The sequence below is a fragment of the Azospirillum brasilense genome (assembly GCF_003349955.1).
GTDB classification, from domain to species: domain Bacteria; phylum Pseudomonadota; class Alphaproteobacteria; order Azospirillales; family Azospirillaceae; genus Azospirillum; species Azospirillum brasilense_B.
Genome location: NZ_QLKQ01000002.1, coordinates 39,967 through 62,113 on the forward strand (window position 1 = coordinate 39,967; position 22,147 = coordinate 62,113).

25 protein-coding genes and 1 tRNA gene are annotated in these 22,147 nt (G+C 67.9%); 10 read left to right on the forward strand and 16 right to left on the reverse strand.

Annotation, left to right across the window (positions count from 1 at the left end):
- Positions 1-51 precede the first annotated feature (51 nt).
- From DXK32_RS01170 to DXK32_RS01180, 3 genes are all read left to right on the forward strand, one after another.
- Complete coding sequence (locus tag DXK32_RS01170; protein ID WP_114856837.1) at positions 52-360, forward strand: SCP2 sterol-binding domain-containing protein; 309 nt, start codon at positions 52-54, stop codon at positions 358-360.
- A 79-nt stretch (positions 361-439) separates the two neighbouring features.
- Complete coding sequence (locus DXK32_RS01175; protein ID WP_114856838.1) at positions 440-1,072, forward strand: DUF6134 family protein; 633 nt, start codon at positions 440-442, stop codon at positions 1,070-1,072.
- Between the two features lie 23 nt (positions 1,073-1,095).
- Positions 1,096-1,380 (forward strand): DUF1488 family protein, encoded by a 285-nt coding sequence (locus DXK32_RS01180; RefSeq protein ID WP_114856839.1) that lies wholly within the window; start codon positions 1,096-1,098, stop codon positions 1,378-1,380.
- 124 nt (positions 1,381-1,504) lie between these two features.
- Here DXK32_RS01180 and DXK32_RS01185 read toward each other — a convergent pair whose 3' ends face one another.
- The 6 genes from DXK32_RS01185 to DXK32_RS01210 all read right to left on the reverse strand — a co-directional run bounded on the left by DXK32_RS01185 (position 1,505) and on the right by DXK32_RS01210 (position 7,682).
- Positions 1,505-2,248 carry an ABC transporter ATP-binding protein gene (locus tag DXK32_RS01185; RefSeq protein ID WP_432612338.1) on the reverse strand — a complete coding sequence of 248 codons (744 nt, stop codon included), beginning with the start codon at positions 2,246-2,248 and terminating at the stop codon, positions 1,505-1,507.
- Between the two features lie 11 nt (positions 2,249-2,259).
- Complete coding sequence (locus DXK32_RS01190; RefSeq protein ID WP_205215612.1) at positions 2,260-3,024, reverse strand: ABC transporter permease; 765 nt, start codon at positions 3,022-3,024, stop codon at positions 2,260-2,262.
- A gap of 5 nt (positions 3,025-3,029) precedes the next feature.
- Entirely contained in the window at positions 3,030-4,061 is a 1,032-nt protein-coding gene (locus DXK32_RS01195) for an ABC transporter substrate-binding protein (protein WP_114856841.1), read from the reverse strand.
- A 199-nt stretch (positions 4,062-4,260) separates the two neighbouring features.
- Positions 4,261-6,135: an adenylyl-sulfate kinase gene (gene cysC, locus DXK32_RS01200; protein WP_114856842.1), complete on the reverse strand. Its 1,875-nt coding sequence runs from the start codon at positions 6,133-6,135 to the stop codon at positions 4,261-4,263.
- Positions 6,136-6,153: 18 nt separating this feature from the next.
- On the reverse strand, positions 6,154-6,951 hold the full coding sequence (gene cysD / locus DXK32_RS01205) for a sulfate adenylyltransferase subunit CysD (protein ID WP_014240756.1): 798 nt from the start codon (positions 6,949-6,951) through the stop codon (positions 6,154-6,156).
- Positions 6,948-7,682: a phosphoadenylyl-sulfate reductase gene (locus DXK32_RS01210; RefSeq protein WP_114856843.1), complete on the reverse strand. Its 735-nt coding sequence runs from the start codon at positions 7,680-7,682 to the stop codon at positions 6,948-6,950. Before DXK32_RS01210 ends, cysD begins: the two co-directional genes overlap by 4 nt.
- Before the next feature lie 209 nt (positions 7,683-7,891).
- Here DXK32_RS01210 and DXK32_RS01215 point away from each other — a divergent pair, with 209 nt between their 5' ends.
- From DXK32_RS01215 to DXK32_RS01235, 5 genes are read left to right on the forward strand one after another with little or no spacing between them, the layout of a single operon-like run.
- A complete protein-coding gene (locus DXK32_RS01215; RefSeq protein ID WP_114856977.1) occupies positions 7,892-8,449 on the forward strand; it encodes a precorrin-2 dehydrogenase/sirohydrochlorin ferrochelatase family protein in 558 nt (185 codons plus the stop codon).
- On the forward strand, positions 8,446-9,285 hold the full coding sequence (gene cobA / locus DXK32_RS01220) for a uroporphyrinogen-III C-methyltransferase (RefSeq protein ID WP_114856844.1): 840 nt from the start codon (positions 8,446-8,448) through the stop codon (positions 9,283-9,285). Before DXK32_RS01215 ends, cobA begins: the two co-directional genes overlap by 4 nt.
- A gap of 24 nt (positions 9,286-9,309) precedes the next feature.
- The gene (locus DXK32_RS01225; RefSeq protein ID WP_247876920.1) at positions 9,310-9,645 is read left to right on the forward strand and encodes a DUF2849 domain-containing protein; all 336 of its coding nucleotides are present in this window, start codon (positions 9,310-9,312) and stop codon (positions 9,643-9,645) included.
- A gap of 35 nt (positions 9,646-9,680) precedes the next feature.
- Positions 9,681-11,369, forward strand: coding sequence for a nitrite/sulfite reductase (locus tag DXK32_RS01230; RefSeq protein ID WP_114856846.1), 1,689 nt, complete (start codon positions 9,681-9,683; stop codon positions 11,367-11,369).
- Positions 11,356-11,853, forward strand: a complete 498-nt coding sequence (locus tag DXK32_RS01235; protein WP_114856847.1) for a DUF934 domain-containing protein — start codon at positions 11,356-11,358, stop codon at positions 11,851-11,853. The genes DXK32_RS01230 and DXK32_RS01235 overlap by 14 nt, the downstream gene beginning before the upstream one ends.
- Positions 11,854-11,904: 51 nt before the next feature.
- Here the strand turns inward: DXK32_RS01235 and DXK32_RS01240 are convergent, their stop codons facing one another.
- Positions 11,905-12,243 carry a hypothetical protein gene (locus tag DXK32_RS01240; RefSeq protein WP_162801026.1) on the reverse strand — a complete coding sequence of 113 codons (339 nt, stop codon included), beginning with the start codon at positions 12,241-12,243 and terminating at the stop codon, positions 11,905-11,907.
- Between the two features lie 262 nt (positions 12,244-12,505).
- On the opposite strand from DXK32_RS01240, the gene DXK32_RS01245 reads away from it, so the two are divergent.
- The gene (locus DXK32_RS01245) at positions 12,506-14,284 is read left to right on the forward strand and encodes a cation:proton antiporter (RefSeq protein ID WP_114856849.1); all 1,779 of its coding nucleotides are present in this window, start codon (positions 12,506-12,508) and stop codon (positions 14,282-14,284) included.
- A 140-nt stretch (positions 14,285-14,424) separates the two neighbouring features.
- Here DXK32_RS01245 and DXK32_RS01250 read toward each other — a convergent pair.
- From DXK32_RS01250 to DXK32_RS01285, 8 genes are all read right to left on the reverse strand, one after another.
- Positions 14,425-14,501 (reverse strand) — tRNA-Pro (locus DXK32_RS01250).
- An 85-nt stretch (positions 14,502-14,586) separates the two neighbouring features.
- Positions 14,587-15,093: a MerR family transcriptional regulator gene (locus DXK32_RS01255; protein WP_114856850.1), complete on the reverse strand. Its 507-nt coding sequence runs from the start codon at positions 15,091-15,093 to the stop codon at positions 14,587-14,589.
- A gap of 40 nt (positions 15,094-15,133) precedes the next feature.
- Positions 15,134-15,472, reverse strand: coding sequence for an integration host factor subunit alpha (locus DXK32_RS01260; RefSeq protein WP_014240747.1), 339 nt, complete (start codon positions 15,470-15,472; stop codon positions 15,134-15,136).
- A 138-nt stretch (positions 15,473-15,610) separates the two neighbouring features.
- Positions 15,611-16,582, reverse strand: a complete 972-nt coding sequence (locus DXK32_RS01265; RefSeq protein ID WP_014240746.1) for a beta-ketoacyl-ACP synthase III — start codon at positions 16,580-16,582, stop codon at positions 15,611-15,613.
- 4 nt (positions 16,583-16,586) lie between these two features.
- Positions 16,587-17,639: a phosphate acyltransferase PlsX gene (plsX, locus tag DXK32_RS01270; RefSeq protein WP_114856851.1), complete on the reverse strand. Its 1,053-nt coding sequence runs from the start codon at positions 17,637-17,639 to the stop codon at positions 16,587-16,589.
- A gap of 49 nt (positions 17,640-17,688) precedes the next feature.
- Positions 17,689-17,874 (reverse strand): 50S ribosomal protein L32, encoded by a 186-nt coding sequence (rpmF, locus tag DXK32_RS01275; protein ID WP_014240744.1) that lies wholly within the window; start codon positions 17,872-17,874, stop codon positions 17,689-17,691.
- Between the two features lie 105 nt (positions 17,875-17,979).
- Positions 17,980-18,588 carry a YceD family protein gene (locus DXK32_RS01280; RefSeq protein WP_114856852.1) on the reverse strand — a complete coding sequence of 203 codons (609 nt, stop codon included), beginning with the start codon at positions 18,586-18,588 and terminating at the stop codon, positions 17,980-17,982.
- A gap of 145 nt (positions 18,589-18,733) precedes the next feature.
- Positions 18,734-19,285, reverse strand: a complete 552-nt coding sequence (locus DXK32_RS01285; protein WP_114856853.1) for a ubiquinol-cytochrome C chaperone family protein — start codon at positions 19,283-19,285, stop codon at positions 18,734-18,736.
- A 129-nt stretch (positions 19,286-19,414) separates the two neighbouring features.
- Here DXK32_RS01285 and DXK32_RS01290 point away from each other — a divergent pair, with 129 nt between their 5' ends.
- Positions 19,415-19,882, forward strand: a complete 468-nt coding sequence (locus tag DXK32_RS01290) for an outer membrane protein assembly factor BamE (protein WP_114856854.1) — start codon at positions 19,415-19,417, stop codon at positions 19,880-19,882.
- Between the two features lie 90 nt (positions 19,883-19,972).
- Here the strand turns inward: DXK32_RS01290 and DXK32_RS01295 are convergent, their stop codons facing one another.
- Positions 19,973-22,075 carry a sodium-translocating pyrophosphatase gene (locus DXK32_RS01295; RefSeq protein WP_114856855.1) on the reverse strand — a complete coding sequence of 701 codons (2,103 nt, stop codon included), beginning with the start codon at positions 22,073-22,075 and terminating at the stop codon, positions 19,973-19,975.
- Between the last annotated feature and the right edge of the window lie 72 nt (positions 22,076-22,147).

Consider the following 22,147-nt stretch of genomic DNA (forward strand, 5'->3'; position numbering starts at 1 on the left):
ACTTACTGTCAAGATCCGACAAACACGAATCCAGGGGAGAGAGGCCGATCCATGGTTGAGGACATCCTGCGCGAACTCCAGTCCCGCTCCACCAGCTTCCGCAGCCTGAAGGCCGACGTCCGCTTCGCGCTGGAGGACGGCGAGGCGGTGCGTGTCAACGCCCGCGAGACGCCCGTCGCCATCGCGCGGGAGGATGCCGCGGACGCCGATCCCGACTGCACCATCCGCATCTCCGCCGAGAATCTGAAGAAGCTGATGGACGGGCGGCTGAACCCGATGCTGGCCTTCACCATGGGCAAGCTGAAGGTGGACGGCTCGATGGGCGTCGCCATGAAGCTGGCGCAGCTCCTCGACGACTGAGCGCCCACGACCGGGCGACGGAGCCGGACGGCGGCACCATAAGCCGCCGCCGTATAATGAACACAGGGAGGGAACACCCATGACGCACGCCCTGCGCGCGGCGCTGGCGGCCGCCGGCCTGCTGCTGTCCGCGACCGCGGCCCAGGCGGCCGAGCCGCGCACGCTGACCTACCGCATTCTGATGGGCGACGATCCGGTCGGCACGGAAACCGTCCGGCTGGAGCCCCAGGGCGACGTGACCAAGGTCGCCGTCACCGCCTCGACGCGGGTGAAGGTGCTGTTCATCAACTTCCGCTACGACCACAAGCGGGAGGAGGTCTGGAAGGGCCGGACGCTCGACTCCATGAGCGCCCAGACCGACGACGACGGCACGCCCCACGCCATCCGGATGATGCGGACCGGCGGCGGCTATTCCGTCACGGTGGATGGCAAGGCTGGACAGGCTGGCGCCGACACCCTACCCCTGACGCTGTGGACCCCGGAGGTGCTGAAGCGCCCCACCCTGCTCTCGGTCGTCGACGGCAAGCCCTACAGCGTGCGCGCCGACCTTGTCGGCACCGAGACGCTGACCGTCGGCGGGCGCCCGGTGGCGGCGCAGCATCACCGCATCTCCGGCGACGTGGAGCGCGATCTGTGGTTCGACGCGCAGGGCACGCTTTTGAAGACCCGCTTCAAGCGCAGCGGCTACGATGTTACCTACATCCTGGATTGAGATGTGTTCTGCGTGAGGGTGTGATGCCGCTGTTCGTGTTCCCCGACGACCCGTCCTGGAACGAGGAGGCCGACGCCGTGGAGTTCGCGGTGGAGGTCGGGGAGTATCACGGGCGGGTGTTCGTCCCGCGCCGCGCCCTGCAAACCCTCGCCGGCCATCTGCCGAAACCGGACGAGGCCCTGCAGTATGTCTGCATGAACCGCCCGGTCTTCGATAAGGCGGTGGAGGCCCGCATCATGGACCGCAAGCTCGACCCGGATGCGAACGTCCATTTGACGGCGCGGGATGTGCGGCGGGTGGCGCCGTAGACCGTAAGTGGTCGCGTCGAGCCCCCACCCAAACCCTCCCCCGCTTTGCAGGGGAGGGCCTTTCTCCTCCCCCTGCGAAAGCGGGGGGAGGCCGGGAGGGGGGCCCTACACGACCACCCCACCCTCAAATGCTGTAATTGTCCGCGATCCCCGACCGCAGCTGCTCCACCTGCTCGCGGAAGCCGCCGCTCTCGCGGCCCGGATCGTTGCGCACGTCCTGGACGATGCGCGCCGGGCTGCCGCCCAGCACGATGATCCGGTCGGCGAGATGCACCGCCTCCTCCAGATCGTGCGTGACGAACAGCACCGTCTTGCCGGTCTCGCGGTGGATGCGCAGCAACTCGTCCTGAAGCCCGTGCCGGGTGATGGCGTCGAGCGCGCCGAACGGCTCGTCCATCAGAAGGATGTCGGGATCGACGGCCAGGGCACGGGCGATGCCGACGCGCTGGCGCTGGCCGCCCGACAGCTCGTAGGGCCAGCGCCGCCCGTAATCGTCCAGCCGGACGAGACGCAGCGCGGCGGCCACCCGCTCCTCCCGCTCGGTGGTGGAGATCGGCAGCCCCTCCAGCCCGAAGCGGACGTTCTTGGCGACCCGCCGCCAGGGCAGCAGGCGGGCGTCCTGGAAGACGAGGCTGACCGGGCGGTGGCCCGGCTTCTTCGTCTCGTGGATGGTCACGGCACCGGCGCGTGCCGTGTGCAGCCCGGCGACGACGCGCAGCAGGGTGGATTTGCCGACGCCGGACGGTCCGACGATGGCGACGAAGCTGCCGCGCTCGATGGACAGATCGACGTCCACCAGGACCGGCGGGGCCTCGGCGCCGTAGCCGATGGCGACGCCCTTCAAGTCGATCACAGCGGAGCCGTTCACTTTTGCGCCGTTCACTTTTGCCACGCGAGCACCCGCTGCTGAACCTGCATGAACAGGAAGTCGCACACGCCGTAGAGCGCCGCGATGGTGACCATGTAGAGCACGACGATGTGCGTGGCGAGCAGGCCGGAGGCGTCGGACATGCGCGCGCCCAGGCCGGAGATGCCGAACAGCTCCGCCGCCACCACCGTCATCCAGCCCTGCCCCAGCCCGGCGCGCACGCCGGACAGGATGCCCGGCAGCGCGCCGGGCAGGACGATCTTGAACAGGCGCGGGATCAGCCCGCCCTGCCCGAAGGCGTGGCCGAGTTCGATCAGGTCCTTGTCCACCCCGCGCACCGCGCTGTAAGTGGCGTAGTAGTTGATCCAGAAGACCGTCAGGGCGATCAGGAAGGTCGCCGCCGACTTGCTGACGCCGAACCAGATGATGGCGAAGGGAATCCAGGCGATGGACGGAATGGGGCGTAGCATACGCACCACCCACGCCTGGAAGGCGTCCCAGACGCCCCAGGTCGCCGCCGCCGTGCCGAAGGTGATGCCCAGGACGGTGCCGAGCGCCAGCCCGGACAGGTAGTGCGACAGGCTGGCGAAGACCATCGCCTGCCAGGTGCCGGACCGGAACTCCGCCAGGAAGGCGCCGGGCACGGCGCTGGGCGACGGCAGCAGCCCGGCGGGCACGATGCCGCTGCGCGCCAGCGCTTCCCAGGCGAGCAGGAAAGCGCCGACGCCGAGCGCCGACAGGGCGATGGAGCTGTGAAGCTTCAGCGGTTGACGCATCGCGCTTACTTCGCGGCGGCCGCGTCGTAGAAGCGGAAGTCGAAGGCCTCCGCCACCGGGATGGTGCCCTCGGCCGAGCCGATCTCCTTGGCGTAGGCCATCATCTGCTCGACCGCCGGAACGACACCGTGCGGGTCGGCGACGAACTTGGAGCCCGGCGAGCGGAAGGCGGCCTCCAGCGTGGCCGGCTCCATCAGGCCCTTGCCCAGATACTCGTTGGCGACCTTGGCGGAGCGGGCCGGGTCCTTGGCGATCAGGTCCACGGCGCGGATGTGCGCCTTGAGCAGGCGGGTCAGCGCCTCGCCATGCTCCTTGGCGACCGGGCCGCGGACCGCGATGACGGTGCCGGGCTGGTTCGGGAACATCTCCGCGCCGGTGGCGAGCAGACCGACGTTCGGGTCGACCTTCTGGGTCACGGTCACCGTCGGCTCACGGATCGTCGCGGCGTCGAGGGCGCCGGCGAGCAGGGCCTGCTGGGTCTTCTCGATGCCCATGGAGATGATCTCCACATTGGCCGGGTCGACCTTCACCACCTTGAACAGCCAGTGGCGCAGCACCGTGTCGGGGACCGAGCCCGGCGGCTGCGTGCCGATCTTGACCTTGCGGCCGCTGTCGGCGACGAACTTCGCGATCGAGTCCGCGGTGGCCTTGCCGCCCAGCGCCTTGGCGAACTCGCCGCGGCTGGCCACGACCATCTCCTCGACCGCCGAGTTGGCGATCACCGACACGTCGGCGCCCTTGGAGCGGGCGACCAGGACCGGGGCGACGCCGGCGTAGAGCAGGTCGATCTTGCCGGCGGCCATCGCCTGGATCGCGTGCGGACCGGATTCGAACTTGGTCAGCTTCAGATCGATGCCCGCCTCGCGCGCCCAGCCTTCCCCTTCCAGGATGAACAGCGGAGCGGCGGCAAGGATGGGGATGTAGCCGACCTCCAGCTTCACCGGATCGGCGGCGCGGAGCGCGCCGGGCGTGAAGGCGGCCAGGGAGGCGACGGCGGCCACGGCCAGCATCGCGGAGCGTCGGGTCAGGGTGGTCATGGTTCCATCCTCGCAGGAAATTGCCCGCCTATTTAGCACATCTCCTATCGGAAGGAAGAGCGAATTGAACATCATTGGATGATGAAATTGGCAATTTCACATAATGAGATTCAATGTGTGAAATTCGATCCACAATAGGAAAAAGCCCCTTCGCGGGAACGCGAAGGGGCTTTCCATTCGAAACGGAGGACGGGAACCGTTACACCCGGCCGCGCTTCAGGGCGTTCCGGCCGAACGCACCGTCCACGTAGTCGAGCAACTCGCCCAGCGCCTCCACCGGGGTGACGGTGCCGGTGTCGATGGTCAGCTCCGCCGATTCCGGAGCCTCGTAGGGGGCGGAGACGCCGGTGAAGTCCGGGATCTCCCCGGCGCGCGCCCGGCGGTACAGCCCCTTGGGATCGCGCGACTCGCAGGTGGCGAGATCGGCGGCCACATAGACCTCGTGGAAGCGCTCGCCGCCGATGGCCCGCGCCCGCGCCCGGTCGGCCTGGAGCGGCGAGATCAGCGAGGCGATGACCAGCACGCCCGCATCGGCGAACAGCTTGGCGGTCTCGGCGACGCGCCGGATGTTCTCCGCCCGGTCCTCCGCCGAGAAGCCCAGCCCGGCGTTCAGCCCGTTGCGGACATTGTCGCCGTCCAGCACGAAGACCTGCCAGCCGCGGTCGAACAGGGCGCGTTCCAGCGCCATGGCCAGCGTGGACTTGCCGGCCCCGGACAGGCCGGTCAGCCAGAGGACGCCGCCCTTGTGGCCGTTGGCGGCGTTGCGCTCGTCCGCGGTGACGGCGTGCGAGACCTCGGTCGTGTTGGCCGAGGCGGTGGGACCCTCGTCCACCTCGACGACGATGCAGCCGCCGACCACGTCGTGGCCGTCGATCAGCACGCCGCGCCCGGTGCGCGACAGCGCCGAGGCGAGGTCGACCGCGATCGGCGAGCGGGAGCGCAGAACGACCTCGGCCACCTCGTTGCGGTGGACCGCCTTGGCCGGGGTGCTCGATAGGTCCTCGATGTCGATGACGGCGGTGATGCTCTCCACCGTCACGCGGTGCTCGCCCGTCGTGATCTTCAGCGTGTAGGTCTTGCCGACCGCCAGCGGCTCCGAGGTCAGCCAGAAGGCGCGGACGCCCAGCCGGTGGGTGACGTGCGGCGCCCCCTCCTCATGGTGCGCGACATGGCCACGCTCGGCGAAGATGCGCTTGTCCAGCGTGATGCCGATGCTCTGCCCGGCCTGGGCGGCGACGATGGGCTGGCTGTGGTTCCACCCCTCGATGCTGACCACCGTGGCGGTGGCGCCGGTCGGCGAGAAGCGCAGCGTGTCGCCGACGCGCAGGCGCCCGCTCTCGATGCGGCCGGCCAGGATGCGGCGGTCGTCGGGCTTGTAGACGTCCTGCAGTGGGAAGCGCAGCGGCAGTTCGGTCGGCGCCTGCTGCGGACGGAAGGCGTCCAGCGCCTCCACCACGGTCGGCCCCTCGTACCAGGGCGCCTTGTCGGAGCGGCTGACGATGTTGTCACCGTGGCGCGCCGCGATCGGGATCACAGTGGAGGTGTGCAGGCCGAGTTCCGCCAGATAGGCGCGGATCTCCTGGGACACCGCCTCGAACCGGTACTGGTCGAAATCGACGCGGTCCATCTTGTTGACAGCGACGGCCACCTGCCGCACGCCCAGCAGGTGCAGCAGGAAGGCGTGGCGGCGCGACTGCTCCAAGGCCCCCTCGGCGGCGTCGATCACCAGCAGGGCGGCGTCGGCCTGGGAGGCGCCGGTCACCATGTTCTTCAGGAACTCGGTGTGGCCCGGCGCGTCAATGATGACGTAGGGGCGCTGTTCCGTCTTGAAGTGGATCTGCGTGGTGTCGATGGTGATGCCCTGGTCGCGTTCGGCCTGGAGCGCGTCCATCACGAAGGCCCATTCGAAGGGCATGCCGCGCTTGCGGCTCATCTCGTGGACCTGCTCCACCTTGCCGTCGGGCAGGCTGCCGGTGTCGTTCAGCAGGCGCCCGATCAGCGTCGACTTGCCGTGGTCGACATGGCCGACGATGACGATGCGGAGCTGGCCGTTCAGTTCGTTCCGGATGTCCATGGTCCCAATCCCCGCTTCTTACATGTAGCCCGAGCTGCGCAGGCGCTCGAAGCTGTCCTCGGCCTCGTTGTCCATGGCGCGGCCGGCGCGCTCCGGAATGCGGGTCACGACCAGTTCGGCGATGATCTCGTCGATGGTGCCGGCGGTGCTGTCCACCGGGAAGGTGATGTTCTTCTCGCCCAGCGAGCGGTAGCGCTTGCCGTCCTTGGCGAAGTACAGCGGCACGATGGGAATCCCCTCGCGCTTGGAGTAGCGCCAGATGTCCAGTTCGGTCCAATGCAGCAGCGGGTGGATGCGGACATGGGTGCCTTCGTCGAAGCGGGTCTTGTAATGGTCCCAGAACTCCGCCGGCTGGTCTTTCACGTCCCAGTCGCCTTCCAGCGAACGCGGGGAGAAGACGCGCTCCTTGGCGCGGGTCGCCTGCTCGTCGCGCCGGATGCCGACCATGATCCCCTGGTACTTGCCGGTGCGCAGGAGGTTCTTCAGCCCCTCCGTCTTGCGGGCGGCGGCGCGGGTCAGCGGCGGCAGGGTCTGGTCCATGTCCGCTTCCGGCGGGCATTGCTCCACCCGCAGGTCGAGGTCCCACTCCCCGGCGATGCGGTCGCGGAAGTCATAGACCTCTTGCAACTCCATCGCGGTGTCGAGCTGGACGACCGGGAACGGAACACGCCCGAAGAACGCCTTGCGGCAGAGCCAGAGCAGGACGTTGCTGTCCTTTCCGATCGACCACAGCAGAGCCAGCTTGTCGATGCGGTTGTAGGCCTCGCGGAGGATGTAGATGCTCTGGCTCTCAAGGTAATCGAGATCGGCGGTCATTGTGCGGTTCCGGTCTTCTTGAAGGTGTGAATGCCGCATTCGGTCTTGGCGGTTCCGGCCCAGCGGCCCGACCGCGGATCCGCACCGGGAGCGACACGCTCGGTGCAGGTGAAACAGCCGATGGACAGGAAGCCGTCGGCCTCGAGCGGGTGGCGCGGCAGGTTGCGCCGCGCGAATTCCTGGTCGATCCGCTCGCGGTCCCAATGGGCGAGCGGGTTGATCTTGATGCGGCCCGTGCCCTCCTCCGCCTCGAACAGCGGAAGGGCGGCGCGCGTCGATGCCTGGAAGCGCTTGCGCCCGGTCACCCAGGCGTCGAACCCCTCCAGCGCGCGGTCCAGCGGCACCGTCTTGCGCAGATGGCAACAGGCGTCGTGCGAGCGGGTGAACAGCAGCCCATCGGGGTCCTCCGCCGTCAGATCCGCGCCGGTCGGGCCGATCGTGCGCACGCCGGTCAGGCCGAGCGCGGACACCAGCTTGTCGCGGTAGCGCAGCGTTTCCCCGAACAACTTTCCGGTGTCGACGAAGAGAACCGGGAAGGACGGGTCGGCCTCCGCCGCCAAGGCGAGCAGCACCGCAGATTCCGTTCCGAAGGACGAAACCACAGCAACGCGGCCGTCGAATTCATCACGCAGAAGGGCGTTCAGAAGCACCGCCCCGTCCAGCCGACCGTAACGTTCGGTCAGATCGGCCACGCGGTCGCGTTTCACAGCCTGGGCAAGTCCATCAAGCATGACCTAATTGCCTATCCACGAAGTGGAGTATTTGTTCTGAATTGCACATTAACACCAGTTTCACGGCGTTGCAATGCATATACATTGTCTACATGTATTATAGGTTTAAGCGAGTTTGTGAAATCTGTTGATTGCACCCCGCCATCGCGCTTAAATGCGCCCATGATGTCATTTCACGATACCTTCGGTGTGTATTTCGGGTGGCCGCGGTGATCCCGGTCGCGCTCGACCCGACGCATGTGCGGATCGCGCTGGTCGGCCAGGGGCCGTTGGCGAAGCGCCGTCTCGCTCAGCTGCGGGAGGGCGGCGCGGTGCCAATGGTCTATTCACCGGAACCGGATGCGGAATTGATCGCCCTCGCGGGTGCCGCCCTGCGCCGCGCCCTGCCCTCGCCCGCCGACCTGGAGGGCGTGCAGGTGCTGTTCGTCGTCGGCATCGACGACCCCGCCGCGGAGACGCTGGCCCGTCAGGCGCGTGATCGCAACATCCTGGTCAATGTCGAGGATGTGATTCCGTTCTGTGATTTCCACGCGCCGTCTGTGATACGGCGCGGCGACCTTCTCATCACCGTCTCCACCGGCGGCCGGAGCCCTGCCCTGGCCCAGGTGCTCCGCGAACGGCTGGAGACCCTGTTCCCCGCCGTCTGGGCGGACCGGCTGGCGGAACTCGCCGCGCTCCGCGACCGCCTGCGCGCCACGGGCGCCAAGGGACCCGAGGTGCTGCGCGCCTGCCGGGATCTGATCGCCGCCAAAGGATGGCTGCCATGATCGCATCAACTCTTCTTTCGCGGACTCTTCTGTCCCGCCTGCCCGCCTTCGAACCGGGCAGCGTCTGGCTGGCCGGGGCCGGCCCCGGCGAACCGGGCCTGCTGACCCTGCTGGCCGCCAAGGCGCTGGGCGAGGCCGACGCCATCGTCCACGACGCGCTGGTCGGCGGCGGCATCCTGGAGGCCGCCAACCCCGACGCTCTTCTGGTGGACATGGGCAAGCGCGCCGGCCACCCCTCCCCCAAGCAGGAGGCGATCAACGCGCGGCTCGTGGAGCTGGCGCGCGAAGGCCGGCGGGTGCTGCGGCTGAAGGGCGGCGACCCCTTCGTCTTCGGGCGCGGCGGCGAGGAATGCCTGGCGCTGGCCGAGGCGGAGATTCCCTTCCGCGTGGTGCCGGGCGTGACCGCGGGAATCGGCGGGCTGGCCTACGCCGGCATCCCGGTGACCCACCGCGGCTTCGGCACCACGGCGACCTTCGTCACCGGCCACGACAAGGCCGGCGGTCTGCCCGCCGACCTGGACTGGAACGTCCTGGCGCGGCTGCCCGGCGCGCTGGTGTTCTATATGGCGCTGGGCACCATCGGGACCATCGCCGAGCGGCTCGAAGCCGCCGGCAAGCCGCCGATGACCCCGGTCGCCATCGTGTCGAGCGCCAGCACCGAGGCGCAGAGCGTCATCGAGACCAATCTTGCCCATTGCGCCCGGGACGTCGTGCGGCTACAGGCCAAGCGCCCCGCGATCGTCGTGGTCGGCGAGGTCGTGCGGCTGCGCGCCCTGATCGGCGCGTGGCAGCAGACCACCGGCCAGAACCCGTTTCCCACCGCCGTGTCGGCGTGAGCGTTCGTGTTAGGAGTTGAAGGCATGGCGTTGAGTGATAAGTCCAGGAACGAGGCGGTGCTGAAGGCCATCACCGCCAACCGCCTGCGCGATGGCGAGGTGATCTTCCTCGCCCCCGGCCCCGGCCTCGGCTGGGTGGAGCGTCTGGACGCCGCCGCCCTGTTCGAGGACGCCGCGGCGGCCGAAACGGCCCTTGCTGCCGCCAAGACCAAGGCGGAGGGCGAGCAGTTCGCCGTGGACGTCTACGCCTTCGACCTGCGCGTCGTGGACGGGCAGCGGGTGCCGGTCAAGACACGGGAGCGCATTCGGGCGCTCGGCCCCACCGTCCGCATCGATCTCGGCAAGCAGGCTGCGGCCTGAACCGGGCGGCCACTTTTCTGACAAGGGCGAGTTCTATGAACCACATCGCGCCCGGCCGCAACGCCGGGGTCTACAGCTACGACGACATCGACCGCCGCTTCGTCGCGGAGCGCGTGGAGCAGTTCCGCGCCCAGGTCGAGCGCCGCCTGTCCGGCGAGCTGACGGAGGACGAGTTCAAGCCCCTGCGGCTGATGAACGGCCTCTACCTCCAGCTCCACGCCTACATGCTGCGCATCGCCGTTCCCTACGGCGTCCTGACCGCGCGGCAGCTCCGCAAGCTGGCCGAGATCGGGCGCAAGTACGACAAGGGCTACGGCCACTTCACCACCCGGCAGAATCTCCAGTTCAACTGGATCAAGCTGGAGGACACCCCGGCGATCCTGCACGAGCTGGCCGAGGTGGACATGCACGCGCTGCAGACCAGCGGCAACTGCGTGCGCAACGTCACCACCGACCAGTTCGTCGGCGCGGCGCGGGACGAGGTGGTGGACGGGCGCGTCTACGCCGAGATCCTGCGGCAATGGACGACCCTGCACCCCGAATTCACCTTCCTGCCGCGCAAGTTCAAGATCGCCATCATGGGGTCGGACGCCGACCGCGCGGCCATCCGCGTCCATGACGTCGGCGTCTTCGCCAAGCGCAACGAGCGGGGCGAGGTCGGCTTCACCTTCTATGTCGGCGGCGGCCTCGGCCGGTCGCCCTTCATCGGCAAGCTGATCCGCGACTGGGTGCCGGAGGAGGACTTCGTCGCCTATCTCGAAGCCATCCTGCGCGTCTACAACCAGTACGGCCGGCGCGACAACATCTACAAGGCGCGCATCAAGATCCTCGTCCACGAGCTGGGCCAGGAGAAGTTCACCCAGGAGGTGGAGGAGGAGTTCGCCCGCCTGCGCGGTCCGAAATACCGCCTCGCCCCGGAGGTCGTAGACGAGATCCGCCGCCGCTTCGGCGGCCCGGCCTATGAGACGCTGACCGACGAGCCGGAGTCCTTCCAGGCCGCCAAGTCGGCGAACCCGGACTTCGCCCGCTGGGTGGCGGTCAACGTGCTGGCCCACAAGGTCCCCGGCTACGCCGCCGCCACCATCTCGCTGAAGCCCGCCGGCGGCATCCCCGGCGACGCCACGTCGGAGCAGATGGAGCTGATCGCCGATCTGGCCGACGCGCACAGCTTCGGCGAACTCCGCGTCAGCCACGCCCAGAACCTCGTTCTGGCCCATGTCCGGCAGGACGAGCTGTTCACCCTGTGGACGGCGCTGGAGGCCAACGGGCTGGGCACACCGAACGCCGGGCTGATCGGCGACATCATCGCCTGCCCCGGCCTCGACTACTGCGCGCTGGCCAACGCCCGCTCGATCCCGCTGGCCCAGGCCATCTCGGCCCGCTTCGCCGATCCGGCGCGGCAGCAGCTCATCGGCGAGCTGGGCATCAAGATCAGCGGCTGCATCAACGCCTGCGGCCACCACCATGTCGGCGCCATCGGCATCCTCGGCGTGGATAAGAAGGGCGAGGAGTTCTACCAGATCACCGTCGGCGGCGACCCGACCCTGACCACGGCGATCGGCGACATCCTCGGCCCGGCGGTGACCGCCGACGAGACGGTGGACGCCATCGAAGCCATCGTCGAGGTCTATCTGTCCAACCGGCACGACGGGGAGCGCTTCATCGACACGCTGAAGCGAGTCGGCCACGGCCCGTTCAAGGAGAGAGTCTATGCCGCTCATTAAGGACGGCCGCATCGTCGAGGACGACTGGGTCGCAGTCGCCGACGGCGAACCGGTTCCCGCCGACCGCCCCGCCGTCGTCACCTTCGAGCGCTGGCAGGCGGAGCGCGCGAGCTTCGACGGGCGCAACGCGGCGCTCGGCGTCCGGGTCAAGAGCGGAACGCTGGCCCCGGCCATCGCCCCGGACCTGGACCGCTTCGCGCTGGTGGCGATCGAGTTTCCGAAGTTCCGCGACGGCCGCGGCTTCTCCACCGCGCGCGAGCTGCGGGAGCGCTACGGCTACGGCGGCGAGATCCGGGCGGTCGGGCACGTCATCCCCGACCAGTACCGCTTCCTCCTGCGCACCGGCTTCACCTCCGCCGAGGCGCCGGAAAACACCAACCCGGAGAGCTGGGCGCACGCCCTGACGGAGATCACCGTCGCGTTCCAGCCGTCGCTGGACGACCCCCAGCCGCTGTCGCTCCTGCGCCGCCGCCTGGGGTCCTGACGCGCATCGCGCCGCGCCCGCGCTCCATCGCGGGCGCGGGCGCCTTGCGGCTCACAGTCCGCGGAACAGCCAGAACAGTCCCGCCGCGACGGCGACGGCGATCACCACCACGACCACGGCCACGGACCGCCGCAACCGGGCCTCGCGCCGCTCGACCTCCTGGCGCTTTTTTAGCAGGTACTGCTGCTCGGGTCCGAGAAAGGCTCCCGAGTCACCGTCCAGGGACAGGGCGCGCTTCGCCACGCTCCGGCCGCGCGCCGTGGGAGCCGTCCGGACCGGCGGCCGCCCCGCCCGCCCCTCCAGAACCATCGAGTCGCCCGCCAGCGGGCGCCCCGTCCCCGGACGACCCCGGCCCGCCTTCCTGGATGCCTTGCGTCTTTTGCTCGCCATGCTCCTCACCTCACCGTCGCCCGGCGAAGCATAGCGGCCCCGCCCCGCTTATCCACCCCTTGATGTCGGCGGGCCAGCAAGGTCACACCGCGTTTCCCCGACTCAGCCGAATCACTGGGCAATTGAGGGAAATTCGCGCAAATCGCATTTCAGTTCCCGAAAAAGCAAGGGTGGGGCGGGAAAAAATTCCGACAACACCGCCCACACGGGCCGACGAAATCCGTACTATGCGGCATCGCGCCGATGCAGCCAGGATTTTCGCATGTCCCATGACGTCCCGCTTATTTCAATGATCGCCATCGCATTCGGGTTGGCCTTCATCTTCGGATACCTCGCCGACCGCGTTCGCTTGCCTCCCCTCGTCGGTTATCTGCTCGCCGGCGTCATCATCGGTCCCTTCACGCCGGGATTCGTCGCCGACGGTGCCCTGGCCGCCCAGCTGGCCGAGATCGGCGTCATTCTTCTGATGTTCGGAGTCGGTCTCCATTTCTCGCCCTCGGACCTGCTGGCCGTCCGGAAGATCGCAATTCCCGGAGCGGTCGGCCAGATCGGCCTCGCCACCGCGCTGGGCGTCGGGCTGGCCTGGCTGTGGGGCTGGAGCCTCGGCGCCGGTCTCGTGCTCGGCCTCAGCCTGTCGGTGGCGAGCACGGTCGTGCTGCTGAAGGCCCTGGAAGAGCGCGACATGCTGAACACCGCCGAAGGCCGCGTGGCGGTCGGCTGGCTGATCGTCGAGGACCTCGCGATGGTCCTGGCGCTCGTGCTGCTGCCGGCCCTGGCGGAAGTCCTGGGCGGCCACGCGCCGGGCGCCGCAGGAGGCGCCGCTGGGGACCATGGCGCCGGCTCGGACGGTCCGATCTGGCTGACGTTGGCGCTCACGCTGGGCAAGGTCGCGGCCTTCTCCGTTCTGGCGATCGTGCTCGGCCCGCGCGTCGTCCCGGTGATCCTGACCAACGTGGCGCGCACCGGCTCGCGCGAGCTGTTCACCCTGTCCGTCCTCGCCATCGCGCTCGGCGTCGCCTACGGCTCGGCGGTGCTGTTCGGCGTGTCCTTCGCGCTCGGCGCCTTCTTCGCCGGCGTGGTGCTGAACGAGTCCCGCTTCAGCCACAAGGCGGCCACCGATTCGATGCCGTTGCAGGACGCCTTCGCCGTTCTGTTCTTCGTGTCGGTCGGCATGCTGTTCGACCCGTCGATCCTGCTGCGCGACCCGCTGGCGGTGATTGCCGTGGTGGCCCTGATCGTGGTCGGCAAGTCGCTGATCGCCTTCGGCATCGTGATCCTGCTGCGCTTCCCGGTGGGCATGGGTCTGGCGGTGTCCGCCAGCCTCGCGCAGATCGGCGAATTCTCCTTCATCCTCGTCGGGCTGGGCCTGTCGCTCGGCCTGTTGCCGGAGGAAGGGCGCGACCTCGTGCTGGCCGGCGCCCTGCTGTCGATCACGCTGAACCCGGCGGTCTTCGCGGCCGTCGCGGCGCTGCGCAAGCATCTCCAGGCCAAGCGGCCCGCCGGCGTTCCGCCCTATGGCTGGGAGCAGTTCGAGCAGTTGCAGAGCAGCCTCGCCGACGCCCGCCATCAGGCGGAGGAGCGCGAACAGGAGCACGACCTGCAGATCCAGGCGCTGGCCAAGACCTTCCCCGTGCTGTCCCTGCTGGACGCGCACGAGCAGGAGCGGCTGATGATGCTGTTCCGGCCCAAGTCGGCGGTGCCCGGCGAGCGGATCATCCGCAAGGGCGACCGCGCCAACGCCATGTACTTCATCTCCTCCGGCGCCGTGGAGGTGCTGATGGACGGCCAGACCATCCGCCTGGGCGCCGGCACGATGTTCGGCGAGATGGCGCTGCTGAGCGGCCAGCGGCGCAACGCCGACGTCGCCGCGGTCGACTACTGCCAGTTCCAGGTGCTGGAGCGGCGCGACTTCAACCAGTTCACCGCCCGCCATCCGGCGCTGCGCACCGCCCTGATCGACATGGCCGCGCAACGGCGCAAGATGAACCAGCAGGACGCCGCCACCGACGAGGCCGTGGCCGCATCGGAAAACGCCGCCTGAACGGACCCGCATGGCAACGGAACACCGCCGGGCCTCTCCAACAGAGGCCCGGCGGCTTCCGCAAGCCGGCCTTTGGAGAACAGCAAAAGAAAAGGCCTTGGAGCCGATCAGCTCCAAGGCCTTTTCATCTTCCAGAACATTGGTCGGAGCGACAGGATTTGAACCTGCGACCCCCAGACCCCCAGTCTGATGCGCTACCAGGCTGCGCTACGCTCCGTTCGACGGACCGCCCTTCGTTCTGGAAGGGAGCGGGACTATAGCCGGGACCTTGGTCCAACGCAAGCGCTACAGTTCACTTTTTTTCACACCTCTCGAATTTCTTTTTCCTCTCCCACGGCGAGCAAAAGGCGCGCCTCCCTCAACTCGTCGAGCGCCTGGGCGATGGCCTGCCGGATGGTGTCCGACAGGCCGTCGAGCGCAACGATCGGAGCGCCCTCCTCCCCGTCGAGCGAGGCCATGGCCGCTTCGTTGGGAACGGCCTCGACGGTGGCGGGGATATCCAATTCATCCGGCCCGTCCTCCAGCCTCCTCCGGGTATCCGGGTCGTCGTCCACCTTCCCGTCCTTGAGAAGACGCTGGACACCCTTGATCGTGTAGCCCTCGCCATACAGCAGATTCTGAATCTGCCGCAGCAGGTCGACATCTTCCGGCCGGTAGTAGCGCCGCCCTCCACCCCGCTTGAGCGGACGGAGCTGTTGGAACTTGCCTTCCCAGAAACGCAGCACATGCTGCGGCACGTCCAGGTCGGACGACACCTCGCTGATCGTGCGGAACGCCGTGGCGGACTTCGTGGTGCCGCGCGCCTTCATATCCGGGAAACCCTTGTTGTCGGCCGGTTCTTGCGGCGGATCAGGAGACCGCCTTCACGCGCTGCGCCTCGGCTTCTTCCGCCTCGACAACCTCGTTGATGCGGTTCTTCAGAACGTGGCTCGCCCGGAAGACCAGGACGCGCCTGGGCAGGATCGGAACCTCTTCACCGGTCTTCGGGTTGCGGCCGACCCGCTGCCCCTTCTGCCGGATCTGGAAACTGCCGAAGGACGAAATCTTGACCATCTCGCCGCGGGCCAGGGCGTCGGAGATCTCCTCCAGGACGCTTTCGACCAGATCGGCGGATTCGTTGCGCGACAGGCCGACCTCTTGGTAGACCGCTTCGCTGAGCTGCGCGCGGGTGACGGTGTTCTGTGACATGGTTCGCTTCCCCCCCGAAACCATAGGGGAAAAACCGTAATCCGGGGAAAGAACCCGGTCAATTCAAAAGCTTGGATCGCGTCGTTGTGAGCAGCGCAGCAAACGCCACTCTGCGGAAAAACGAAGCGGGTGCGCCGCTTACCAGCGCACCATCGCGGCGCCCCAGGTCAGGCCACCGCCGATGGCCTCCATCAGGATCAGGTCGCCCCGCTTCACGCGGCCGTCATGCACCGCCTCGCACAGAGCCAGCGGGATCGAAGCGGCGGAGGTGTTGCCGTGGCGGTCCACCGTCAGCACGACCTTGTCGGACGGCAGCTTCAGCTTGCGGGCGATGCCGTCGATGATCCGCTGGTTGGCCTGATGCGGCACCAGCCAGTCCACCGCCGACGGCTCCAGGCCGTTGGCCGCCAGAGCCTCCTCGACGACCGAGGACAGCTTGCTGACAGCGTGGCGGAACACGTCCTGGCCGTTCATCCGCACATGCCCGGCCGTGCCGGTGGTCGACGGGCCGCCATCGACGTAGAGCAGCCCGTACTGGGCGCCGTCCGAATGCAGGTGGGTGGACAGCACGCCACGGTCCGCCGACGTCCCGGCGGCGTCGTAGCCGTCCATCACCACGGCTCCGGCGCCGTCGCCGAACAGCACACAGGTGGTGCGGTCCTTCCAGTCGAGCAGGCGGGAGAAGGTCTCCGCGCCGATGACCAGGGCGCGGTTGGCCTGCCCGATGCGGATGAAGTTGTCAGCGATCGACATGGCGTAGACGAAGCCGGCGCACACCGCCTGGATGTCCAGCGCAAAGCCCTTGGTCCCCAGCGCCGCCTGCACCTTCGTCGCGGTCGCCGGGAAGGTGTTGTCCGGAGTCGTCGTCGCCAGCACGATGCAGTCGATGCTGGCGGCGTCCACCCCGGCATGCTCCAGCGCACGGGTCGCCGCGGCGATGGCGAGGTCGGAGGTCAGTTCCCCGTCGGCGGCGATGTGGCGCGACTTGATGCCGGTGCGCTGGACGATCCATTCGTCCGAGGTGTCCACGCGGGCTTCGAGATCGCGATTCGTGACGACGTTGGCCGGGAGGTAGGAACCGCAGCCGAGAACTCGGGAACGCTTGACCATGATGTTAGACCGCCGCCGCCTTCGTGTCGGGAAGAGGCTTGGCGTCGGCGAGACGCTGCATCTCTTCCTTGATTCGGTCGTTGAAACCGTTTGCCGCCAGATTGCAGGCCACACCGATGGCGTTGGCGAACCCGATGGCGTCGGTGCCCCCGTGGCTCTTCACGCAGACGCCGCGCAGGCCCAGGAACATGGCGCCGTTGTAGCGGCGCGGATCGGTGCGCTGCTTCAACCGCTTGAAGGCCCCGCGGGCCAGCAGATAGCCGAGACGCGCCGTCCAGGAGGACTGGAACGTCCGGCGCAGGAACTCCGTGAAGAGCTTCGCCGTGCCTTCGGCGGTCTTCAGGGCGACGTTGCCGGTGAAACCGTCGGTCACGATCACGTCCACCGTACCGGTGGCGATGTCGTTGCCCTCGACGAATCCATGGAAACGCCCCGGCAGCGGCATTTCGCGCAGACGGGTCGCGGCGGCGCGCACCACCTCGTTGCCCTTCACCTCTTCCGAACCGATGTTCAGCACGCCGATGGTCGGCTCGGACAGGTTCAGCGCGGTGCGCGCGAAGACCGCGCCCATCACGGCGAACTGCACAAGGTTTTCGGGCTGGCATTCGGTGTTGGCGCCGAGGTCGAGCATGACGCTCTCCCCCCGCAGGGTCGGGAAGAAGGAGGCGATGGCCGGACGGTCGATCCCGGGAATCGTCTTCAACACGAACTTGGCCATGGCCATGAGCGCGCCGGTGTTGCCGGCGGAGACCACGCAGGCGGCTTGCCCGCTCGCCACCGAGTCGATGGCGAGACGCATGCTCGACTGGCGTCCGGCGCGCAACGCGACCGACGGCTTGGCGTCGCCGGCCACGGCGTCCGGGGTGTGGCGCACCTCGGCCACCGCTCTCAAGGCGGGCCGCTGCGCGAGCAGCGGCTCGATGCGGGCGGTGTCCCCGAACAGCAGGTAATGCACCTGCGGGTGACGCTCGCGGGCGATATCCGCCCCGGCAATCACCATGTCGGGTCCTTTGTCACCGCCCATGGCATCAAGGGCAATGGTCAGGCGCTGGCTCACCGCGGACAGGCTCCCTGGCTAGGACGTAGGGCGGCCAACCAAACCGCCATCAGGCCGCCGGAGCGCTCTGAACCACTTCGCGCTGGTCGTAGTGACCGCAAGAGCCGCAGACATGGTGCGGGCGCTTCAGCTCGCCGCAGTTCGAGCACTCGGCGTAGGACGAGGTCGGGAGAGCGTGGTGCGAGCGACGCATGTTGCGGCGCGACTTGGAGGTCTTCTTCTTCGGAACAGCCATGGCCGTAAACTCTCTTCATTGTAAAAGGCGGCCCGAAGAGGGGCCGCCTGACGCGAGCGGCATTCAATACGGCAATTGCCCCCGAAGGGCAAGCCCGTTCCGCCCTCAATTCTGTCGTTTCAGACGTTCCAGTACGGCGAACGGGTTCGGCTTCTCCGGATCGGCGCCGGCATCATCATCGGTGGGGGCCGCAGCCTCCTCCTCCTCTTCGCCTTCGCTGTATCCGTCGAACGCCACGCCTTCTGCATGAGGATAGGGGTCGAGCGCCAGGGACAAATGCTGGGCGGTCAATTCGCCGATGTCGATGCGCCCGTTGGTCATGGCCTCCGGGATGTCCTCCTCGGCGATGTTCGGGTCGATCTCGATCTCGTCTTCCTCGCTGGGAACCAGCGACTCCGGAGCGAACAGCGCGCCGAAGCGGTCGGAAACATGGGCCGGCACCGGCTCCAGCGTGATGACGCAGGTCTGAACCACGTCGGCTTCCAGTTCCCCTTCGACGCGCACCATCTCGCCGCCGCGCACGGAGCGCAGGCGGACCCGGGCGGTCAAGCGCCCGATTCCCTCCAATTCGAACCGCTCGGCCAGCGCCTTGCGCTCGGCTTCCGTCGCCTCGATGGTTTCCACCAGATCGCCATCGCGGTGGACGGCGTCGGCGCGGACGATGCGCGAGAATTCCGAAGCGGGACCGGCGGAAGGCGGAGTCGTGTTGCGCATGTCAGGCAATTCCTTGTCACGGCGCCCGTTCTGCGGCGGGCGCCTTCGTCTCACTGTCAGATGAATCCGGACGCCGGGAAAGGCAAGTCCAATTGGCGAGCCCCATAGAAGAAGAGACTCGCAGGAAGAGACTCGGCGGAGTCGGTCAATCCATCCCGGCGCCGGGCGGCGGACCGAAGCGGACCTCCCCGGCCATGAGCGACTCCAACGACTGCGCCTCCAACCCGGCGGCCTCGCGCCGGACATAGCCGGCCAGGACGGCCAGCCGTTGCGGCGGCACCTCCGACGCGGTGCCATAGACATTGTTGTCGAGCGCGACCTGCAGCGCCGCGTCATTCTCGTCAGCAAGCGCGCGGTCGTAGACCTCGATCCGACCGGCGATGCCGCGGGCCATGGTCTTGATGCGCCGACCGACTCCGCTGTCGCCCACCCCCTGCTCCATCAGCGACTTCTCGAAATGGTCGATCATCGCCTCGAAGAGCAGGCGCGAGCGGTCCGCCGCGGCGGCCCCCTGCCCCTTCAGGCGGCGCATCACCAAGAAGACGTGAAGCACCACCATGTCGAAGCGGCCGTCCAGCGTGTCGGGAACGCCAAGGTCACGGTAGAAGGCCGGCCGGCGGGCCTGCGCCGCGATGGTGAGATAGAAATCGGCGGCGGCGCGGGCTTCACGCCGGCGCCGGAACAGGCGGTCAAGCACGGTTTCTCTCTCGCTCGGAGTTTCGTTGACAGGACAAACCGCGCGATGCGATTGTCCCGGCATTGCGGGCGGAGTCCGGCCTGCCGCAAGGGTCCGGCGGTCCGCCCGCGTCATCATAGCCTGAGCACCATGACGAGATCGATTCCTTCGGCGCTGTGCGCCTTCGCCTTTCTGGGACTCGCCGTCTCCGCGTGCTCGCCCACCGTGGCGACCCGCGGCAACATGGCGGACCCCGACCGCGTCGCCGAGATCAAGGCCGGCCAGTCGCGTCGTGAGGATGTGGCGGACATCCTCGGCACGCCGACCTCCGTGGGAACCTTCGACCAGAATGTCTGGTACTACATCGGTCAGAAGACGGAGAAGCTCGCCTTCTTCCAACCGAGCGTGATGGAGCGCCGTGTCGTCGTCGTGCATTTCGATGACGCAGGCGTGGTGACGGAGATGAAGCAGCTCGACGCCACCGACGGGCAGCAAATCGACATCGTCGATCGCAGCACCCCCACCGCCGGCCGTGAGCTCAGTCTTCTGGAACAGATGCTCGGCAACGTCGGGCGCTTCTCCGCCAAGGATTCGCGCAACCGCGGTCCAGGCCGCTGACGCCAGGAAGCCTTGCGAGACACGAAAAGCCCCGCTTCCGCGGGGCTTTTCTTTTGCTGCCGAACCGGTCGGCAATCCGCCGGCTTGAGCTCAGCCGATCTGGGCGAGGATCGCCAGCAGCAGGATCGCCACGATGTTGGTGATCTTGATCATCGGGTTGACCGCCGGACCGGCGGTGTCCTTGTACGGGTCGCCGACGGTATCGCCGGTCACCGCCGCCTTGTGCGCGTCGGAGCCCTTCCCGCCGTGGTTCCCCTCCTCGATGTACTTCTTGGCGTTGTCCCAGGCGCCACCGCCCGACGTCATCGAGATGGCCACGAAGATGCCCGTTACGATGGTGCCCAGCAGCATGGCGCCCAAAGCGGCGAAGGCCTGGGCCTGACCGGCGATGGCGGCGATGACGATGTACAGCACCACCGGCGCCAGGACGGGCAGCAGCGACGGGATGACCATTTCCTTGATCGCGGCACGGGTCAGCATGTCCACCGCGCGGCCATAGTCCGGCTTGGCGGTGCCCTCCATGATGCCGCTGATCTCGCGGAACTGGCGGCGCACCTCCACGACCACCGATCCGGCGGCACGGCCGACCGCGGTCATGCCCATCGCCCCGAACAGATAGGGCAGCAGGCCGCCGATCAGCAGCCCGACGACCACATAGGGATCGTCCAGCCGGAACTCGACCGCCACGTTCGGGAAATAGTGCTTCAGATCCTGCACATAGGCGGCGAACAGCACCAGAGCGGCGAGACCGGCGGAGCCTATGGCGTAGCCCTTGGTCACCGCCTTGGTGGTGTTGCCGACGGCGTCCAGCGCGTCGGTCGTCACCCGGATGTCCTTCGGCATGTCGGCCATTTCCGCGATGCCGCCGGCGTTGTCGGTCACCGGGCCGTAGGCATCCAGGGCCACCACCATGCCGGCCAGGGCGAGCATGGTCGTCGCCGCGATGCCGATGCCGAAAATGCCGGCCTGCCCGTAGGCGATGATGATGCCGACGCAGATGACCAGGACCGGAAGCGCCGTCGCCTCCATCGACACCGCCAGCCCCTGGATCACGTTGGTGCCGTGCCCGGTCTCCGACGAGCGGGCGACGCTGCGCACCGGGCGGAAGGCGGTGGAGGTGTAGTATTCGGTGATCCACACCAGCAGGCCGGTCACACCCAACCCGACCAGGGACGAGACGAACAGGTTGCCGCCGGTGACGTAGCCGCCGCCGTTCAGAGGTATGGGCCGGGTGAAGCCGAACATGATCGCGGTCACGATCAGGATCAGCACCAGCGAGATGCCGGCGGTGGCGGCCAGCCCCTTGTAGAGGGCGGCCATGATGTTGTTGTTGCTGCCCAGCTTCACGAAGAAGGTGCCGGCGACGGAGGCGGCGATGCAGACCGCGCCGATGACCAGCGGGTAGACGAGCAGCAGGCGGATCACCTCGCCCGAAAAGAAAATCGCCGCCAGCAGCATGGTGGCGACGATGGTGACGGCGTAGGTTTCGAAGAGGTCGGCGGCCATACCGGCGCAGTCGCCGACGTTGTCGCCGACATTGTCCGCGATCACCGCGGGGTTGCGGGGGTCATCCTCCGGAATGCCGGCCTCGACCTTGCCCACCAGATCGGCGCCGACGTCGGCGCCCTTGGTGAAGATGCCGCCGCCCAACCGCGCGAAGATGGAGATCAGCGAGGCGCCGAAGCTGAGGGCGACCAGGGCCTCCAGCACGGCGCGGACCTCGATTGGGTCGGTGACGCGGTAGATCATCGTCAGGATGCCGTAATAGACGCCCACCCCGAGCAGACCCAGCCCGACCACCAGCATGCCGGTGATCGCCCCCGCCTTGAAGGCGATGTCCAGCGCGGGGGCCAAGCCCTGGGTCGCCGCCTGGGCCGTGCGCACGTTGGCCCGCACCGAGACGTTCATGCCGACATAGCCGGCGGCCCCCGACAGGACCGACCCGATCAGGAATCCGATGGCCACATGCAGGCCGAGAAAGGCGCCGAGGATGATGAGAAGAACCACGCCGGCGATGGCGATGGTGGTGTACTGGCGATTCAGATAGGCTCGGGCGCCCTCCTGCACGGCCGCTGCGATTTCCTGCATGCGGTCGGACCCGGCGGAGGCCGCCATGACTTGCTTGCCGGCGTAGTACCCATACGCCAGGGCCAACAGGCCGCTGACGATGATGATGACGAACGCTGCTGCCATCGGTTCCCCCAAATTCTTATGGTTTCGGGCCCGATTACCGCCTTGTCGTGAAAACGACCCGTACAAACGAAG

What these genes read in the sequence shown, in the direction of transcription:
- DXK32_RS01170 (WP_114856837.1), top strand. Translation starts at nt 52, where the DNA reads ATGGTTGAGGACATCCTGCGCGAACTCCAGTCCCGCTCCACCAGCTTC.
- DXK32_RS01175 (WP_114856838.1), top strand. Translation starts at nt 440, where the DNA reads ATGACGCACGCCCTGCGCGCGGCGCTGGCGGCCGCCGGCCTGCTGCTG.
- DXK32_RS01180 (WP_114856839.1), top strand. Translation starts at nt 1,096, where the DNA reads ATGCCGCTGTTCGTGTTCCCCGACGACCCGTCCTGGAACGAGGAGGCC.
- DXK32_RS01190 (WP_205215612.1), bottom strand. Translation starts at nt 3,024, where the DNA reads ATGCGTCAACCGCTGAAGCTTCACAGCTCCATCGCCCTGTCGGCGCTC.
- DXK32_RS01195 (WP_114856841.1), bottom strand. Translation starts at nt 4,061, where the DNA reads ATGACCACCCTGACCCGACGCTCCGCGATGCTGGCCGTGGCCGCCGTC.
- cysC (WP_114856842.1), bottom strand. Translation starts at nt 6,135, where the DNA reads ATGGACATCCGGAACGAACTGAACGGCCAGCTCCGCATCGTCATCGTC.
- cysD (WP_014240756.1), bottom strand. Translation starts at nt 6,951, where the DNA reads ATGACCGCCGATCTCGATTACCTTGAGAGCCAGAGCATCTACATCCTC.
- DXK32_RS01210 (WP_114856843.1), bottom strand. Translation starts at nt 7,682, where the DNA reads ATGCTTGATGGACTTGCCCAGGCTGTGAAACGCGACCGCGTGGCCGAT.
- cobA (WP_114856844.1), top strand. Translation starts at nt 8,446, where the DNA reads ATGATCGCATCAACTCTTCTTTCGCGGACTCTTCTGTCCCGCCTGCCC.
- DXK32_RS01225 (WP_247876920.1), top strand. Translation starts at nt 9,310, where the DNA reads ATGGCGTTGAGTGATAAGTCCAGGAACGAGGCGGTGCTGAAGGCCATC.
- DXK32_RS01230 (WP_114856846.1), top strand. Translation starts at nt 9,681, where the DNA reads ATGAACCACATCGCGCCCGGCCGCAACGCCGGGGTCTACAGCTACGAC.
- DXK32_RS01235 (WP_114856847.1), top strand. Translation starts at nt 11,356, where the DNA reads ATGCCGCTCATTAAGGACGGCCGCATCGTCGAGGACGACTGGGTCGCA.
- DXK32_RS01240 (WP_162801026.1), bottom strand. Translation starts at nt 12,243, where the DNA reads ATGGCGAGCAAAAGACGCAAGGCATCCAGGAAGGCGGGCCGGGGTCGT.
- DXK32_RS01245 (WP_114856849.1), top strand. Translation starts at nt 12,506, where the DNA reads ATGTCCCATGACGTCCCGCTTATTTCAATGATCGCCATCGCATTCGGG.
- DXK32_RS01255 (WP_114856850.1), bottom strand. Translation starts at nt 15,093, where the DNA reads ATGAAGGCGCGCGGCACCACGAAGTCCGCCACGGCGTTCCGCACGATC.
- DXK32_RS01260 (WP_014240747.1), bottom strand. Translation starts at nt 15,472, where the DNA reads ATGTCACAGAACACCGTCACCCGCGCGCAGCTCAGCGAAGCGGTCTAC.
- DXK32_RS01265 (WP_014240746.1), bottom strand. Translation starts at nt 16,582, where the DNA reads ATGGTCAAGCGTTCCCGAGTTCTCGGCTGCGGTTCCTACCTCCCGGCC.
- rpmF (WP_014240744.1), bottom strand. Translation starts at nt 17,874, where the DNA reads ATGGCTGTTCCGAAGAAGAAGACCTCCAAGTCGCGCCGCAACATGCGT.
- DXK32_RS01280 (WP_114856852.1), bottom strand. Translation starts at nt 18,588, where the DNA reads ATGCGCAACACGACTCCGCCTTCCGCCGGTCCCGCTTCGGAATTCTCG.
- DXK32_RS01290 (WP_114856854.1), top strand. Translation starts at nt 19,415, where the DNA reads ATGACGAGATCGATTCCTTCGGCGCTGTGCGCCTTCGCCTTTCTGGGA.
- DXK32_RS01295 (WP_114856855.1), bottom strand. Translation starts at nt 22,075, where the DNA reads ATGGCAGCAGCGTTCGTCATCATCATCGTCAGCGGCCTGTTGGCCCTG.